The organism is Microcoleus sp. S1D4, assembly GCF_036700765.1.
Classification (GTDB): Bacteria; Cyanobacteriota; Cyanobacteriia; order Cyanobacteriales; family Microcoleaceae; genus Microcoleus.
Genome location: NZ_JAUBPP010000012.1, coordinates 81,210 through 94,797 on the forward strand (window position 1 = coordinate 81,210; position 13,588 = coordinate 94,797).

Below are 13,588 nucleotides of genomic sequence, written 5' to 3' on the forward strand. Positions count from 1 at the left end.
ACTGATGACTGATGACTAAAGACTAATACAACCAGTAAATACTCGCTGTGCCGGCCCGGTCATGTAAATCCGCCCAGAAACTTCTGCCCATTCGATTTCCAAAACGCCACCGGGGAGTTCAACAGCAGTTGTCCGATCGCACTTAGCGACCAACACTCCAGCTACCACAGCAGCACAAGCACCAGTCCCACAAGCTAGAGTAACACCTGCGCCTCTTTCCCACACCCGCATTTTTACGTAGTCCGATCGTATTACTTGAATGAATTCGGTATTTGTACGCTGCGGGAAGGCTGGGTGGTACTCGAACACAGGCCCGACAGTTTCTAAAGCAACAGCCGAAACATCGTCTACAAAAGTAATGCAGTGAGGATTACCCATGCTGACACAGGTAACAGACCAAGATTTACCCGCTACCTCGATCGGCATATCAATAGCTTTAGCATCCGGTGCGGCCAAAGTTGTCGGAATTTCCGCAGCCAGCAGCCGGGGAACTCCCATATCCACCTTAACTTGACCGTCCGATCGCAATTCCGGGCTAATGACACCCGCCAGAGTGTGGATGCGATACTGAGTTTTCGCCTTTGATCCTTCCAAATCGGCGATAAACTTAGCCAAACAGCGAATTCCGTTGCCGCACATTTCCGGTTCCGAACCGTCGGAATTAAAAATCCGCATCGTATAGTCAGTGCCGTTTTGACCCGGAAGAGCAAAAATCACGCCGTCTGCGCCAATGCCAAAATGTCGATCGCACATTTCGACAGCTTGTTCTGGTGTTATCACCGGTTCCGGGGAGTGGCGGTTGTCAATCAGAATAAAATCATTGCCCAGTCCGTGATACTTCGCAAACTCGATCGGCATAAAAAACAAACCTCTTTTGGTTAAAACTGATTAGTTGATAGACTTCTAAAGTCATTAGTCATTAGTCATTGGTACTGGGCATCCCCGTATCATCCTAGTCCTGAGTCTGCCGTTGGCGATTAATAGAGTTCCCCCATAATTTCTGTGAAACAGGCATCCCGCCCGTTCTTGAATATTTTTGGGGACAAATCTAATGACTAATGACTAATGACTGATGACTGATGACTGATGACTAACTTACCCATTTCCCAGTATGTCTGAATTTGAGACCGGATTGCCCAGCATTCGCCTAATACAAAGCTACATCAAAGACAAAGAACAGGTAGAAATCAAACTCACGACCGGCGACTTGCTAGTCGGCAGAATTTTTTGGCAGGATCATAGCTGCCTTTGCCTCGTAGATGCCTCAGAAACACAAATTCTGATCTCGCGACCAACAATTGCCTATATCAAACCTAACCGTTGAGGGCCTAAAAGCATCGGGCCTAAAAGCATCGGGCCTAAAAGCATCGGGCCTAAAAGCATTGTTAGCTGTTAACTGTTAGCTGTTGACTGTTGACTGCCAACTACCAACTGCCAACTGCCAACTACCAACTGCCAACTGCCAACTACCAACTGCCTAATCGCTAAACAGCTTTTCGCTGACTTGAGCCGTGACAAAAGGCAGCTTTAAGGCCGGTTGCGGAACCGGGGGCGAGGCCGTCCGCTGCATCAAGCCGAGCTCGTAGAAGCCGCCGCACAGCAGCAAACGATCGCCCTCTAGCAAACTGCTAGTTCCATCGGGCCAGCGAGTAAATTTCCCTTCCCGGCGGATCGCCCGCACTTGCACGCCGTACTGGGCGAGTACATCTACCTCTGACAGTTTTTTGCCAGCCCAAGGGCTTTTTGGTGGCAGCCTCAGCCACTGACAAGAACTGTCGCCGTGCGGCACAGAAACTTCTCCCTTCGCCAGCAACTCAAAACTGATGAGTTCTTCCGGTTCTCCCACCACAAAAACTCGATCGCCCAACTGCAAAGCTGTCTTTCCGTTGGGATAATCAATTTCCTCCCCATCTTTGCGGACTATCGCCATTACGCTGACCCCTGTCAACTGCCGCAAGTTAGTTTCTTCCAGAGTCATGCCGGCGATCGGAGAGCCCTGCGGCAAGTTGTACCACTCGCTGTTCATATCTCGAACCGCCACCTTCAAATCCCGCGAAATCGCCAAAGGTTCGCGCGCCGGCCGTAATTCCAGATAGCGGCTGCTGCGAATTTGCTGGACTTCCCGCCCGATCGCCATTGCCGAGACACCTATGCCGCCGAGCAAGTGGGCCGACAGTTCTAAACTAGCCTCAAACTCTGGCTGCACAACTTCCCACGCCCCTAGTTGATAAAGCAGTTCGATGTCTTTATCTTGGTTGGCCTGGACGACAATATCCAAATCGGGAACTAATTCTAAAGCCCGCTTCAGACACAAGCGAGTGCTCATGGGATCGGGAAGGGCGATCGCCATTGAAGCAGCCCGTTCGATCCCGGCAGATTCCAAAACGTGCAAGCTAGCAGCATTCCCGTAAATGTAGGGAATTCCGAGCAATCTGCAATCTTGAATTCTCCTTTCTGACTCATCGATCACCACAATTGAACAGTTGCGGCCCTGCAGAATTTTGACTAAATTTCTGCCAACTCGCCCGTAGCCACAAATCACAACATGATTTTGTTCCGGCAAATTTTCCGCGATTTCCACCGGTTGAGATGTTTCGTCAAAATATCGCTGCAAAGGCCCGAAATTTTCCGCCCAATTCAATAATTGCGGCACACTTCTCAATACAAACGGAGTCAGCACCAAGGTGACTGCTGTCGTTCCTAAAATTAATAGATAAACTTCTCGCGAAACCAGTCCCATCATTTGACCGGAACTAGCGAGTACAAAGGAGAATTCTCCGATTTGAGCTAAGCCCAAACCTACGATCAATGCTGTTTTTAACGGATAACCAAATAGTCGGACGAGGGGCGTGATTATCAAGAATTTGCCAACAAATACTAGAAATACCAGTCCCAGAATTACTTCTAGATGGCTCCAGAGAAACATCGGGTCGATTAACATACCGATGGTGACAAAAAATAAGGATGCAAAAATATCTCGCAAAGGCTCAACGTAAGTTAGAGTCTGGTCGGCATATTCCACCTCAGAAATCATTAAGCCCGCCACAAATGCGCCCATCTCGATCGAGAAACCCAAATATTCTGTCAGCAGCGCAATACCTAAAGCCAAAACCACAACTCCCAGCAAAAACAGTTCTCGGCTTTCTGTTTTTGCGAGATAGCGCAGCAATTGCGGGACAATCCAAATGCCTGCAACTACAGCACCAGCAGCAAATAAGCCGATCCGCAGCAGAGCCCAAGCTACCGTCATGCCGATCGCCTCTGCAGGCTCGTTGAGAGCAGGCAAAACTGCTAACATCAGCCCCAATGCTAAGTCTTGAACTACTAATATTCCCAGCATGACTTGACCGTGGGAAGTACCGCTTTCGTTGCGTTCCATCAAGCACTTGAGTACAACTGCTGTAGAGGAAAGCGACAAAATCGACCCTAAAAACACGCCTTGAGCGGGCGATTCTACCCAGCCCACGGCCAAGGAAATTGCAGTTGTAAAGGCGATCGTTAGCACAATTTGCAAGCCCCCCCCGCCCAGACTAATTGCTTTAACTTTCTGGAGTTCGGCGAAGGAAAACTCTACTCCCAAAGCAAACAACAGAAAGGCAACACCGAATTCAGCGAGGGTGTCTACCTGAATTAATTCTTTAATCAGCCCCAAACCAGCGGGCCCAATTACGATCCCTCCTAGGAGGTATCCGAGGATTACTGGCTGTCGCAACAGCGATGCAAAGAGTCCTCCTGCTGCGGCAGCAGCGAGAACTATAACTAAGTCAACGATCAGTCGGAAGTCTTCTTGCACAACTTATATGAAAAAAGTGTAAAGTTATATTATAGTATCTAATGTGTTGACTATGTTTAGCGGGTTGACTATAGTTGAGGGACAAGCGCAACAGTCACTCTTGAACAAGGTATTCTCATGATGACACAGAGTTCCACTCCTCACAAAAAGCTTAAGCTTTTGCAAGTTTATCGAGGGATTGCCGCTGTATTGGTGGTAATGTTTCACCTCAACGAGATCAGCACGGGTATATTAAATCAAGTTACTTTTTTTAATTTATTTCAGGGTGGGTGGAGCGGTGTTGATTACTTTTTTGTATTGAGCGGTTTTATCATGGTGTACGTTCACCGATCGGCGCTCGGTAAAAAAGACCAATTAAAATCTTTTTTAGTCAAGCGCGCCGTGAGAATTTATCCTATATACTGGATAATTACTCTGACAGTTTTGTGTTTTTTTATAGTAATTCCCGGTTTTGCTAAGAATCAAGATTTAGGTTTAGGACACGTAATTGGCTCGCTTCTCTTGATTCCACAAAATGAACAGCCCATTCTCGTGGTAGGTTGGACTTTAATTTACGAATTATATTTTTACTTCCTGTTCAGTATAGCTATCTGGTTGAAACCCAAACATTCTGTACCGATACTTTCGACTTGGCTATTTGTCACGATTCTACATTTTTTGAAAATTGTAACATTCCCCAACTCTTTTGTCTGGCTGGCTCTAGTATTTGGGGGTATGAATCTAGAATTTGTTTTGGGCTGCATGGCTGGGTATATTGTGATTAAATATAACAATAAGATCGGCAAGTACAGGTGGATATTGTTTGGGATAGCAAATTTAGGATATGTTATTTTAGTAATGAGCGCCTCATGGGGAAACATAGAGTTCCGGCGCGTCCCTACTTTTGGAGTGCTAGCACTTATGTTAATCATTGCTGCTACCTCGATAGATCTCAAGGATTCCCCTAAAATTCCTGATCTTTTAATTTTCTTGGGAGATGCCTCCTACTCGATATTTTTGACCCACTCGCCGCTGATGTTAGCAATGACAAAAATTTTGCAAAAGGCGAATTTAGGAAAATATTTCGACGGTTTTTTTGCTCCAGCTATACTGGCATTATTCGCCGTAGTTTTTGGTTGCATTGTTTACTCTTTTATCGAAAAACCGCTGACAATTTATCTGCGTAAAAATATTGTAGAAAAAATGTTCCTTCCCAAAGCCGAAGCAAGAATCTAAAAAAGCCGAAGGTTAACCCGTGTTAGAAGCTAAGAATTCGGATAAGCTGTCACGCATTTAAATTCCATATTCAGTGCGGGCGGGATACCCCACAAGAGTTTAATTATTTTTTGACATATAATTTAAATACAGGACAGCTTACTGTCTGCTGTGAAATTAATCTGATTCTAACTAATTATTGTTATTTCCGCACCGAGAAAACCTAAACTGTGATTTGAGTTATCAAAAATGCACTCAATTTAGATATTGGAGATGTATAGTGAACAGAAATATCTGCTTGACAAAGGTTAAGGAAACGTAACTATGACCACGACTGTGAATCGAGGCAATTGCGGGGAAAGTATGGAAATAGCGGCAGGTGTAATTTTGCGGTGGCGGCAGTTGAAAGCAAATCAGCTAATCGCTACTTTCAGCGGGGGAATTGTGGCCGGCTTGATGAGTTTTGCCCTGCCGGTGCAAGCTTTGCAGGTAGTCGTCACTCCACAAAATCCCGAACTGGGAGATACGCTGTCAGTAATGATTCAGGTTGACGGTAACGGCGGGGAAACTCCAACAGTTTCTTTACAGCAGAAAAACTACCCCGCGTTTCCAATGGGCAACGGCCGCTTTCGAGCCCTGTTACCGACGACACCGGTAGAGAAACCCGGTGCCCGCGTTTTAGAAGTCGCAGGTGACGGACAGACACAGAAGTTGAACGTGCAAGTGCGCGATCGAAATTTTCCCACTCAGTCCATCTGGCTACCTCCGGGTAAAGATGAGGAAGGTACAGATGCCGAGTTCGATCCCGTAGACGCATTTAAAGCACTGGTGACACCCGAAAAATTTTGGAACGGCAAATTATTGCGCCCTAACTCTGGAGAAGTTACCACTATTTACGGCGTGCAGCGATACTATAATGGAGTATTTGCTAAAGACTACTACCACCGGGGCGTAGATTACGGCGGTGCTTACGGTTCCCCTGTAGTCGCACCCGCAGCAGGTCGGGTGTCTCTGGTGGGACGCGAATCCCAAGGGTTTAAAATCCACGGAAATGTCGTCGGTATCGACCACGGTCAAGGGGTAGCAAGTATTTTGATGCACCTCAGCCGAATTGATGTCAAGGAAGGGGATTTCGTGAAAGCAGGTCAAGTAATTGGTGCTCTGGGGTCAACGGGGGCTGCGACAGGCCCTCACCTGCATTGGGGACTTTACGTGCACGGGCAGTCTGTCGATCCCGTACCTTGGCGGCTTCAGGGAATTGAGTAGGAATTTATACGGGTTTTGACAAATTTAACGGTCAATTATAGGGTAAGTTTGTGGCTGGGGTACATAGATAACTGTTCTGGGTTATCTGTATTGAGTTAGGATTTGTATGACAATTCTCAACATATCCCTCAAAACTCGAATCTCAAGACGCCAGCAATCGCGTCTTTTAAAAAACAAAACTGTATTAATGATGCCGTTGAGTGGGAAGCATATATGAGTATTGAAAAAATTGTTGAGCAGGCTTTGCAAGATGGCTATTTAACGCCCTCTATGGAAGCTGAGGTGGGACGGATCTGCAACACGGCTTCGGAATTGTCGATCGAAGAGTACATGGCTCTCGATCGCCTGATGGGCTCGTTGTTAACCGGGGAAGTCGTGGTTCTGCCCCGCAAACAGTTCATCAACGTGATGGAAGAGTTGGTGCTCAGTGAGGCGATCGCCAGGGTGGCCGAGATTGAGGAGAAGACTGACCTGAGTCTGGATGTGGGAGATATTGCGGCTTATGCTTTAAATAGGCTGCCGCCTCTGTATGCTACGACGGAAGAGGGAGCTCATTTTCAAAGAGCTAGGGCTAAAGAACAACTTCACGATTTGATTTCCAAAGAAGTCAACGCAGCCATCGCCCGCAACTTGGACAGGCCAGACACCCCAAACCCCACAGCTTTGGGCAAGTCTTCTGGAAACGAAGTTCTTTCACAGCTAAGCACTTGGCTGCAAGCTAACGCCACTAATTTTGAGCAGCAGCCTTAGTACAACAAACTACTCTATCTTGCTTAAATCAATCCCGCTCTCTTGAGAGAAAGCGGGATTTCTAGTTCTTGAGCAACCAAGATCGATCGCGAGTCCGGTTCATTGAGCGGACACAATGTGATATCAAATCCTCTCTTCATCGGAATAGTAAATTCACTGTTAACTGTTAACAGTTAACATCACCAGGAGTGCGACTGGAATTGATATGACTTGTTTTTTCCAACGATTAATTGTTGCTGTCAGAAGAGTCTGCCGTGGGGCTGACGGTAACTTTTGCCTCTCGCTTTTCCCGTTTTTTCCGTTCTGCTTGGATGACATCTTGAAGCACTATTCGCGCTTGGGCCATTTTTTCCAAATTGCTGCGGTACAAATCTAAATCTTTGCTAACTTTTTCTTCAGGGAGGTGCAAGGCCGCACTGATTTTGGCGATCGCGCCGTTTCGCGTTTCTTGGTCTTTTACCATTTCGGGGTCAGCTTTTTCTAACAACGAAAACAAGCCGATCGCGAACAAGCGACTGTACTTAAATTGAGGGTTGCTGGCGATCGCCCCTAAAGATGCTTGCAAATCTCCTGTATCTTCAAAGCTGGTGGAGCGATCGAGCCACGAGAGCAAATCTGACCCGGAAAGTTTGCCCGCCATGCTTTCCAAGCGCTGAGCGTCTTGTTTGTAGCGTTCGGGATCGTCTTCTAGGGACTTGCACAAAGCGTTAAAAATCGAAAGTCTGTCTGCTTCAGGGGCGTACCCGAGCATGAATCGATCGAAAGCTGTCACCACGCCCAAAGCATAAATCGGGTCGTATTGAAAATCGGCATTAGCCAAAAGCAAGTGCATTTCTACCATCAACTCTTCCACCACCCGACGGTAAATTGAGTTGATCGGTCGAGTGTGAATCGTATAGAAACTTCGCTTAGTATCTGAAACTGTACGGTTATTGTTCACCTGATGTCTTATAGATAAATAATTTTGCAGCAGCGCGCGCGGCGCGCGCTAAAGTCGTGAAAGTCTATGAGCTTTGCTGACAAAAATTGCCAGTTTTTTTTTATTTGTACCAGCCCTCAAGCGAGGCAAAATTTTATCTAAAAGATTTTGCGCGCGATCGGCAGCCACAAATAAACTGTCGCACTACCAGGGCAAAACCCAAGTATCTTTACAATCATAGCTCTTCTGGGATCGCTCACCAATCTAATCTTCTGACTTGCCCGCCCAGAACTAGCCACCCGTATCACAATAAATGCTGAATGTCAAGTCTAAATACTGAAAAATCCAACAAATATGACAATTTCTCCTGAATTAATAGCTTTAGCCCAGTACATGGCGGGCGAATTTGACAACCGGGAACAAGCGCTAGCAGAGCCGGCTTGGTACGTCCACCTTCGTTTGTGGCAAAGACCGGTGCCTGCGGATATATTTTCCGAGCCCGGGATTGCCCTGTTTGCCGAACAAGCCAACATTCTGGAACTAGACAAGCCCTACCGCCCCCGCATCGTGCAACTGAGGCACGTAAAGACAGCGCCGGGACTTATAGAAGCTCAGTATTATATGTTCAAGGATATTGCAGCCGTCAAAGGAGCAGGTAGCAACCCCGACTTGTTAGCAAAACTAACCAGGGAGGAAATCGAATTCCTCCCTGGCTGCACCCTCTCCGTTGCGGTGCAAAATTTAGCCTCAAACCGCTATCGTTTTCGGGCATCTCTGCCGGAGGGAACTGACTGCGGCTTTGCCTACGGCGGGCAAAATTACCAAGTAGACTTGGGATTTGAAGCCTCCGGGGAGGAATTTCTCAGCTACGACAAAGGAATAAGCCCCACGACAGGCAAGGCTATCTGGGGAGCTTTAATGGGCCCTTTGAGATTTGTCAAGCGCCAGGATTTTGCTTCTGAGATACTGGCCAATAGGTTTGGGAGCAAATCAGACGGCGGTTGAAACCGCGTCTAGACAAATAAAATCCGCCTCCGTGGACTAAAGAAGAACAGCGCGTAATTTTCACCGTCTTTGTCTTGAACCTGCACGGCTGCAGGTTTTGTTTGACTTTCTGGCGATTGCAATCGCGCGGTCTTCTTCTGCGGAGACAGGTTTTGTTTGACAAGAAGCGGTTTCAACCGCCGGATTTTCTGGGCGAGTCTCAAGCTTAAATTGTCGTTACGCCGCAACCGATGTCGGCGGGAGCGCTCAACTGGCGCGCGGCACCCCCTCTAAAGCTTCTTCTTCCGTTTCAAAGATTTCAAACACAGAATCCATCATGGTGACTTCAAACACCAGTTTGGCTTCTGGATGAACATTGCAAATGCGGAAACTTCCCTTAACTTTATCCGCATCGCGCATACCGGCTACCAATGAGGTCAGGCCAGAACTATCGATAAAGTTTACCTGACCAAGATTCACGACGACATGGCGGCTGAGTTTGGAAATACACTCTTGCAACTTGAGGCGGAATTGCCAAGCTGTCGTGATGTCCAACCGTCCTGTCGGTGCTAAGACGATAACTGTTGTACCGTCAGATAGCGTGTGGGTTTTTTGATCAATATGAATCACTGACCCTTCCCTCAAATTTATTACTATTTATCGCGGTGGTTACTTTCCCAGTAGTTTAACTCAGGTCGGTGACTGCTGAGGCATCCAATTCGCCCAATCTTGCGGTTTTAAGAACTTCGAGTAGAGTTCGGCTTCTGGAGAGTTGGGTTCTGGCTCGAAACAATACTCCCAGCGTACCAAAGGTGGCAGGGACATGAGAATCGATTCGGTGCGTCCGTTGGTCTGCAAGCCAAAGGTTGTGCCTCGATCGTACACCAAGTTAAATTCAACGTAACGGCCGCGGCGGTAAAGTTGGAAATCGCGCTCGCGATCGCCGTATTCTTTCGATCGGTGCTTTTCTATAATTGGGGTGTAAGCCGGCAAAAATGCGCGGCCGCAGTCCTGTACGAAGGCGAACAGCGACTCCCAGCTTCTGGGTTCTGGGTTTCCGGCATTCTTGCTGTATTCAGCAGCTTTTCCTTTGACATTCTGGTCGCGGTAAAGCGGGCCTTGACCGTTTTGGTAGTCAAAAAACAGGCCGCCTACACCGCGAGTTTCTTGGCGGTGCGGCAGGTAGAAATATTCGTCGCACCAGAGTTTAAATGTCTGGTAATAGTCCGAGTGGTGTTTGTCGCAAGCTGCTTTCAGAGTTTTGTGAAAATAAGCTGCATCCTCAGCCAACGGGTAATAAGGAGTCAAATCGACACCGCCACCAAACCACCAAATCGGCCCAGCCTCAAAATAGCGGTAATTGAGGTGAACCGTAGGCAAGTAGGGATTGCGGGGGTGCAGCACCATCGAAGTCCCAGTCGCGTAAAAATCGTGACCTGCCGCTTCTGGGTGCTTCGCAAGAATCAAAGCCGGCAAACTTTCGCCCCAAACTTGGGAAAAATTAACTCCGCCTTGTTCAAACACATTGCCTTCGCGCATCACGCGAGAACGTCCGCCCCCGCCTTCGGAGCGTTCCCAAGAGTCTTCCTTAAATTTGCTGCCACCGTCGAGCTGTTCGAGGGCTTGACAAATTTCATCTTGTAGGGTTTTCATAAATTGGCTGACTCTAACTCTAGAGTCAGCGGGCGGCAAAAACACAGAAGAGTTGGTTTTAAGTGTGGTAGAAACTGTCATAAGAATTTCTGTTGTCAGATTTGAGTCTTAGACGGGGGATGATTTCCCAATCCAGTCGGCATTGTAATTATGCCACCGCAAGTCTGCAAATGATCGTAATGAAGATACATTAAAAAATAGCAACAAAAATATACTTTAAATTGCGATCGAAAATTCGCTAACCCAATTGCAGAGCTATGGTGGAGAACACAATGCCCGAGACACTCGATATTAGTTCAGTTTTAGAGATCCTGCGACCCGTGCAAGACCCCGAACTGCAAAAAAGTTTGGTGGAATTGAACATGATTCGTAACATTAAAATTGACGGCGGTACAGTCAGTTTTACTTTAGTGCTGACAACGCCTGCTTGCCCGCTGCGAGAATTTATTGTCGAAGATTGCCAAAAAGCGGTCAAAAAGTTGCCAGGAGTCGAAAAAGTGGTGGTGGAAGTGACAGCCGAAACGCCGCAACAGAAGGGAGTGACCGATCGCCAAGGAATAGAAGGAGTCAAAAATATTATCGCAATATCCAGCGGCAAAGGGGGCGTTGGCAAAAGCACGGTAGCGGTAAACGTGGCTGTAGCGCTGGCGCAAACCGGCGCGAAGGTGGGTTTGCTAGATGCGGATATCTACGGGCCCAACGACCCAAATATGTTGGGTTTGGGAGACGCGAAAGTGATGGTTAGGGACGGAAAAAGCGGGGAAAGCCTCGAACCGGCTTTCAACTACGGTGTCAAATTGGTGTCAATGGCGTTTTTAATTGACAAAGACCAGCCTGTAATTTGGCGCGGCCCGATGTTGAACGGGATCATCCGGCAGTTCCTCTATCAGGTGAATTGGGGCGATTTAGACTATCTGATTGTCGATATGCCTCCGGGTACTGGAGACGCACAGTTGACAATGGCGCAAGCGGTGCCGATGGCTGGTGTGGTAATTGTGACGACGCCGCAGACGGTGGCTTTGTTGGATTCCCGCAAGGGGTTGAAGATGTTCCAGCAGTTGGGAGTCTCGGTATTGGGAATTGTGGAAAACATGAGCTATTTTGTGCCGCCGGATATGCCTGACAAGCAATATGATATTTTCGGTTCCGGTGGCGGGGAAAGGACGGCTGCGGAGTTGGGAGTGCCGCTGTTAGGCCGCATTCCGCTGGAAATTCCGCTGCGGGAAGGTGGCGATTCCGGTGTGCCGATTGTGGTGGGACAACCGGATTCTGCTTCGGCGAGGGAGTTGCGGGCGATCGCGGGTAGGATTGCTGGTAAGGTTTCGGTAGCAGCCTTAGCCTAACAAAGTTAGTCGGGGACGCATCGGTGCCGAGAAACCGGGTTTTTGTGACGTTTACTTCGTTGCAGCCTGCCGATTCATAAAAAACCCGGTTTCTTGAGTCCCAGCGCCTCCCGAACTAACTTTTAGTCTCCTTCGGGGGATGTTCCTAGGAACTCAGATGAGGGATGTTCTGCCTTGGGTTTTAGGCTCAAGTCTCGATCGCCAAAAAACAGTAAACTATAAACAGTCAAACTTAACTTTCAAACAATTATGATTTTTCCAGGTTCGGCAGTTCGAGTTAAAGATAAGGGCGAGATTTACTACGGCTTTCAAGGACTTGTCCAGCGAGTTACCGACGGGAAAGTCGCGGTATTGTTTGAAGGCGGCAACTGGGACAAGCTGATCTCGTTTCGGCTGTCGCAGTTAGAACTTGTGGATGCTACGGCTGGCCGGGCGAAATAGTCACTTGACAGTTTGCAGTAGTCAGTAGTCAGTAGTTAATAGTCAGTAATTACTGATTATTGGGAGAGATTAAAAAATAACAAATAACAACTACCAACTGCCAATTACCAACTGTTAACTGAGGCGCGCCAGGGCACCGCCCCTACCAACTGCCAATTACCAACTGTCAACTGCCAACTGCCAACTGCCAAGTGACTAAAACTATGCGTTTACCTTTACCCCAATTTGCTACAAAAGAGCGCCATCCCGATCGCATTGCTGAGGTAATCGAGACGGCAACTTCGGAATTTATGGCTCAATGTTTGGAACCGGATGACTTGAGTTTTCCGGTGATGCCGCCTTTTGGAAGTTGGGTTAAGGCGCTGGATGAAGAGTCAAAAAATCAAATCTACGGTGTGGTTTATTACGCGACGACTAGCCCGATCGACTCGGTGCACAGAGCTCGGGCCTTGGGTTTGTCGCTGGAAGAGTTGCGGGAAGAACAACCGCAGATTTTTGCGATGCTCAAAACCGAGTTTAGAGTGGCGATTGTCGGGTATGAAGCGCCACCGGAAAAGTTCAACGGTAACGGCCCGTCGAGGGGTAAAATTTATCAGTATTTGCCGCCGCGCCCGCCGCAAATTCACCAGGCGGTTTATTGTTGCGAACCGGATGAGGTGATTGATTTTACGGTGAAGTTGGATTTTTTGAGGACGCTGCTGGGGGTGACTAATGCGCCGGTGGATGCGCTGACGGCGGCGACGATTCGGGAGATTTATCAGTTGCGAATGCGCGATCGATCTTGGTTGGTGGAAGCGGGCAGGAGTTTGAGTGTTTTGTTGAAGGATGATTATGACAGGTTGCGGTTGATTTTGAGTCAGATTCATCCGTAGAATATGGGATAAGTAAATAGAAAAGTATAATTTTTTATGTGGGTAGAGATCGCAGCGCTAAATCAGATTCCCGAACGGGATATTTTGAAAGTAAAAGTTGAGGATATTTCGCTGATTTTGAATCGCCAAGGTGCAAATATCACTTGTTACCGCAATGCTTGCACGCATTTAGAATATCCGATCGATATGGGTAAGGTTGATAGCGGTATCATTACCTGTCCGTTTCACAAATTTAGGTTTAAGTTAGATACTGGTAAGTGCTTGAATTCACCGGATTCGCTGGAATCTTATCCGGTAAAGATTGAGGGCGAGATCGTTTTTGTCAATATCGATTAGTCATAGTTTACTTGTTTTCTGAGTCCCCAGCGCCAAG

Annotated in this window: 14 protein-coding genes; 9 read left to right on the forward strand and 5 right to left on the reverse strand. The window is 47.6% G+C overall.

Annotated features, from left to right (window positions below; translation table 11 throughout):
• Positions 1-15 precede the first annotated feature (15 nt).
• Positions 16-858 carry a diaminopimelate epimerase gene (dapF, locus tag QT998_RS14560; RefSeq protein WP_333115099.1) on the reverse strand — a complete coding sequence of 281 codons (843 nt, stop codon included), beginning with the start codon at positions 856-858 and terminating at the stop codon, positions 16-18.
• Between the two features lie 253 nt (positions 859-1,111).
• Here dapF and QT998_RS14565 point away from each other — a divergent pair, with 253 nt between their 5' ends.
• Positions 1,112-1,324 (forward strand): Hfq-related RNA-binding protein, encoded by a 213-nt coding sequence (locus QT998_RS14565; RefSeq protein ID WP_194010688.1) that lies wholly within the window; start codon positions 1,112-1,114, stop codon positions 1,322-1,324.
• A gap of 153 nt (positions 1,325-1,477) precedes the next feature.
• Here the strand turns inward: QT998_RS14565 and QT998_RS14570 are convergent, their stop codons facing one another.
• Positions 1,478-3,793 carry a cation:proton antiporter gene (locus tag QT998_RS14570; RefSeq protein ID WP_333115097.1) on the reverse strand — a complete coding sequence of 772 codons (2,316 nt, stop codon included), beginning with the start codon at positions 3,791-3,793 and terminating at the stop codon, positions 1,478-1,480.
• A 117-nt stretch (positions 3,794-3,910) separates the two neighbouring features.
• Between QT998_RS14570 and QT998_RS14575 the strand changes: the two genes are divergently transcribed.
• From QT998_RS14575 to QT998_RS14585, 3 genes are all read left to right on the forward strand, one after another.
• Positions 3,911-5,008 (forward strand): acyltransferase family protein, encoded by a 1,098-nt coding sequence (locus QT998_RS14575; protein WP_333115095.1) that lies wholly within the window; start codon positions 3,911-3,913, stop codon positions 5,006-5,008.
• 303 nt (positions 5,009-5,311) lie between these two features.
• The gene (locus QT998_RS14580; RefSeq protein WP_333115093.1) at positions 5,312-6,253 is read left to right on the forward strand and encodes a M23 family metallopeptidase; all 942 of its coding nucleotides are present in this window, start codon (positions 5,312-5,314) and stop codon (positions 6,251-6,253) included.
• Positions 6,254-6,466: 213 nt separating this feature from the next.
• The gene (locus tag QT998_RS14585; RefSeq protein ID WP_194010712.1) at positions 6,467-7,003 is read left to right on the forward strand and encodes a late competence development ComFB family protein; all 537 of its coding nucleotides are present in this window, start codon (positions 6,467-6,469) and stop codon (positions 7,001-7,003) included.
• 226 nt (positions 7,004-7,229) lie between these two features.
• Here QT998_RS14585 and psb29 read toward each other — a convergent pair whose 3' ends face one another.
• A complete protein-coding gene (psb29, locus tag QT998_RS14590) occupies positions 7,230-7,943 on the reverse strand; it encodes a photosystem II biogenesis protein Psp29 (RefSeq protein ID WP_194010691.1) in 714 nt (237 codons plus the stop codon).
• A gap of 333 nt (positions 7,944-8,276) precedes the next feature.
• On the opposite strand from psb29, the gene QT998_RS14595 reads away from it, so the two are divergent.
• Positions 8,277-8,927: a chromophore lyase CpcT/CpeT gene (locus QT998_RS14595; protein WP_333115091.1), complete on the forward strand. Its 651-nt coding sequence runs from the start codon at positions 8,277-8,279 to the stop codon at positions 8,925-8,927.
• A gap of 246 nt (positions 8,928-9,173) precedes the next feature.
• Here QT998_RS14595 and QT998_RS14600 read toward each other — a convergent pair whose 3' ends face one another.
• Complete coding sequence (locus QT998_RS14600) at positions 9,174-9,536, reverse strand: STAS domain-containing protein (RefSeq protein WP_106149243.1); 363 nt, start codon at positions 9,534-9,536, stop codon at positions 9,174-9,176.
• Positions 9,537-9,596: 60 nt separating this feature from the next.
• Complete coding sequence (hemF, locus tag QT998_RS14605) at positions 9,597-10,640, reverse strand: oxygen-dependent coproporphyrinogen oxidase (protein ID WP_333088239.1); 1,044 nt, start codon at positions 10,638-10,640, stop codon at positions 9,597-9,599.
• A gap of 191 nt (positions 10,641-10,831) precedes the next feature.
• Between hemF and QT998_RS14610 the strand changes: the two genes are divergently transcribed.
• The 4 genes from QT998_RS14610 (at position 10,832) to QT998_RS14625 (ending at position 13,551) form a co-directional block, all read left to right on the forward strand.
• The gene (locus tag QT998_RS14610) at positions 10,832-11,902 is read left to right on the forward strand and encodes an Mrp/NBP35 family ATP-binding protein (RefSeq protein WP_194066065.1); all 1,071 of its coding nucleotides are present in this window, start codon (positions 10,832-10,834) and stop codon (positions 11,900-11,902) included.
• A gap of 249 nt (positions 11,903-12,151) precedes the next feature.
• The gene (locus QT998_RS14615) at positions 12,152-12,343 is read left to right on the forward strand and encodes an NAD(P)H dehydrogenase subunit NdhS (protein WP_333088234.1); all 192 of its coding nucleotides are present in this window, start codon (positions 12,152-12,154) and stop codon (positions 12,341-12,343) included.
• Between the two features lie 203 nt (positions 12,344-12,546).
• On the forward strand, positions 12,547-13,215 hold the full coding sequence (locus tag QT998_RS14620; protein WP_194066067.1) for an HAS-barrel domain-containing protein: 669 nt from the start codon (positions 12,547-12,549) through the stop codon (positions 13,213-13,215).
• A 36-nt stretch (positions 13,216-13,251) separates the two neighbouring features.
• On the forward strand, positions 13,252-13,551 hold the full coding sequence (locus tag QT998_RS14625; protein WP_194066068.1) for a Rieske (2Fe-2S) protein: 300 nt from the start codon (positions 13,252-13,254) through the stop codon (positions 13,549-13,551).
• Positions 13,552-13,588 lie beyond the last annotated feature (37 nt).

Coding starts and splice junctions, on each gene's coding strand:
- QT998_RS14575 (WP_333115095.1), top strand. CDS start 3,911: ATGATGACACAGAGTTCCACTCCTCACAAAAAGCTTAAGCTTTTGCAA.
- QT998_RS14595 (WP_333115091.1), top strand. CDS start 8,277: ATGACAATTTCTCCTGAATTAATAGCTTTAGCCCAGTACATGGCGGGC.
- dapF (WP_333115099.1), bottom strand. CDS start 858: ATGCCGATCGAGTTTGCGAAGTATCACGGACTGGGCAATGATTTTATT.
- hemF (WP_333088239.1), bottom strand. CDS start 10,640: ATGACAGTTTCTACCACACTTAAAACCAACTCTTCTGTGTTTTTGCCG.
- QT998_RS14585 (WP_194010712.1), top strand. CDS start 6,467: ATGAGTATTGAAAAAATTGTTGAGCAGGCTTTGCAAGATGGCTATTTA.
- QT998_RS14620 (WP_194066067.1), top strand. CDS start 12,547: ATGCGTTTACCTTTACCCCAATTTGCTACAAAAGAGCGCCATCCCGAT.
- QT998_RS14580 (WP_333115093.1), top strand. CDS start 5,312: ATGACCACGACTGTGAATCGAGGCAATTGCGGGGAAAGTATGGAAATA.
- QT998_RS14615 (WP_333088234.1), top strand. CDS start 12,152: ATGATTTTTCCAGGTTCGGCAGTTCGAGTTAAAGATAAGGGCGAGATT.
- QT998_RS14610 (WP_194066065.1), top strand. CDS start 10,832: ATGCCCGAGACACTCGATATTAGTTCAGTTTTAGAGATCCTGCGACCC.
- QT998_RS14625 (WP_194066068.1), top strand. CDS start 13,252: ATGTGGGTAGAGATCGCAGCGCTAAATCAGATTCCCGAACGGGATATT.
- QT998_RS14565 (WP_194010688.1), top strand. CDS start 1,112: ATGTCTGAATTTGAGACCGGATTGCCCAGCATTCGCCTAATACAAAGC.